3 protein-coding genes are annotated in these 1,936 nt (G+C 70.6%); 2 read left to right on the forward strand and 1 reads right to left on the reverse strand.

What is annotated here, in order from left to right:
• Both msrP and A612_RS08140 read left to right on the forward strand, forming a co-directional pair.
• The coding region (gene msrP, locus A612_RS08135; protein WP_019374007.1) for a protein-methionine-sulfoxide reductase catalytic subunit MsrP at positions 1-869 on the forward strand (869 nt) is incomplete at its 5' end.
• On the forward strand, positions 838-1,497 hold the full coding sequence (locus A612_RS08140) for a protein-methionine-sulfoxide reductase heme-binding subunit MsrQ (RefSeq protein WP_081501143.1): 660 nt from the start codon (positions 838-840) through the stop codon (positions 1,495-1,497). The genes msrP and A612_RS08140, both read left to right, overlap by 32 nt.
• On the opposite strand, the gene A612_RS08145 is transcribed toward A612_RS08140, so the two are convergent.
• The coding region (locus A612_RS08145; protein ID WP_019374009.1) for an oxygen-binding di-iron domain-containing protein at positions 1,494-1,936 on the reverse strand (443 nt) is incomplete at its 5' end. The two genes, A612_RS08140 and A612_RS08145, sit on opposite strands and share 4 nt — an antisense overlap.

Consider the following 1,936-nt stretch of genomic DNA (forward strand, 5'->3'; position numbering starts at 1 on the left):
GGGCCGGCCGGCAGGCGCTGGCCGCGCCCGTCCCCGGGGCGCCACCGGGGCGCCTGGCGCCTTTGCCGGGGCGCCGCTCCGAGGTCCCCGGCGCCGCGACCATGGAGAAGATCACGGACTACCAGGACGCCACGAACTACAACAACTTCTACGAGTTCGGCCCGGGCAAGGGCGATCCCGCGCGCTATTCCGGCGCCTTCAGGAGCCACCCGTGGACGGTGGAAGTGGACGGCCTGGTGAACCGGCCGCGGCGCTTCGACATCGAGGAGCTGCTGAAGCTGTCGGCCCAGGAAGAGCGCATCTACCGCCTGCGCTGCGTGGAGGGCTGGTCCATGGTGATCCCGTGGGTTGGGTATTCGCTGGCAGAGCTGATCCGCCGCGTGGAGCCGCAGGGCAGCGCGAAATACGTGGAGTTCGTCACGCTGGCCGACAAGGCGAGCATGCCTGGCGTGAACGCGCGCATCCTGGATTGGCCCTACGTGGAGGGGCTGCGCCTGGACGAGGCCATGCATCCGCTCACGCTGCTGGCCTTCGGCATGTACGGCGAGCTGCTGCCGGCGCAAAATGGCGCGCCCGTGCGTCTGGTGGTGCCTTGGAAGTACGGCTTCAAGAGCGCCAAGAGCCTGGTACGGATCCGCTTCGTCGAGAAGCAGCCGGCCACGTCCTGGAACAAGGCCGCGCGCCACGAATATGGCTTCTACGCCAACGTGAATCCGCAGGTGGCGCACCCGCGCTGGAGCCAAGCCACCGAGCGGCGCATCGGCGAGGACGGGCTGCTTGCGCGCAAGCGCAAGACCCTGCCGTTCAACGGCTACGAGGCCCAGGTCGGCCAGCTCTATGCGGGCATGGACCTGGAGAAATTCTATTGAAGGGCTGACGCGCGCGCGCAGCGACCAGCGGCGCCCCTGGCTGGTGCGGCCCTGGGCCAGGCCGCTGGTCTTTGGCCTGTGCCTGCTGCCGCTGGGCTGGCTGGTGTGGGGGGCGGCGGCGGATGCCCTCGGCCCGAATCCGGCGGAGGCCCTGATCCGCGGCAGCGGTCTGTGGGCGCTGCGGGCGCTGTGCGTGGCGCTGGCGGTTACGCCGCTGCGCCTGTTGCTGCGCCACCCGCCGCTCGCGCGCCTGCGGCGCATGCTGGGGCTGTTCGCCTTCTTCTATGCGTCGCTGCACCTGCTGGCCTATGCGTGGCTGGACATGGGGCTGGAGCCGGGCGAGATGCTGCGCGACCTGCTGCAGCGCCCCTTCATCCTGGTGGGCATGGCGGCCTGGATCGTCTTGCTGGCGCTGGCCGCCAGCTCGCCGGGCGCGGTGGCGCGCTGGATGGGCGCGCGCCGCTGGCGCCGGCTGCACCGCGGCGTGTACCTGGTGGCCGCGCTGGCCGTGCTGCACTTCGGGTGGATGCGCGCGGGCAAGAACGACTTCGGCGAGGTGTGGGTGTACGGCCTGCTGCTGGCCGGCCTGCTGCTGGCCCGGCCGCTGCTGCGCCGCCGGTCGGCCTAGGCTTTTCGGGCGCTTGCGGGGTCGATGGCGAGCGCGGGAACCTGGTAGGCGCGTCCGTCGAACAGGTCGATCCCGCAGGCCAGGCCGTCCAGCCAGTTGTAGAAATCGGCGATGGCGCGCTGGCCCATGATGGGGGCGCCGTGCTGCGGCACGATCATCGCGACGTCGAGCTGGCGCGCCATGCGGGTCCACAGCCGCAGGATCTTGTTGGAGACCATGTAGCGGCGGTGGAAGCCTTCCATGCGGGCGATGTGGGGCGCCAGTTCCGTCACCGGCTCGCGTGCTTCCTGGCCGGAAGTCAGGGACACGCCCAGGTCGCCCGTGAACAGGATGCGGCTGACCGGGTCGTAGAAGTGGAAGTTGCCTTCCGAGTGCAGGAAGTGCGCCGGCAGCAGCACCAGCTGGTTCGCCCCCAGCGGCAGGACGCCGCCACTGTCGG

The sequence above is a fragment of the Melaminivora alkalimesophila genome (genome assembly GCF_000282995.1).
Classification (GTDB): Bacteria; Pseudomonadota; Gammaproteobacteria; order Burkholderiales; family Burkholderiaceae_C; genus Melaminivora; species Melaminivora alkalimesophila.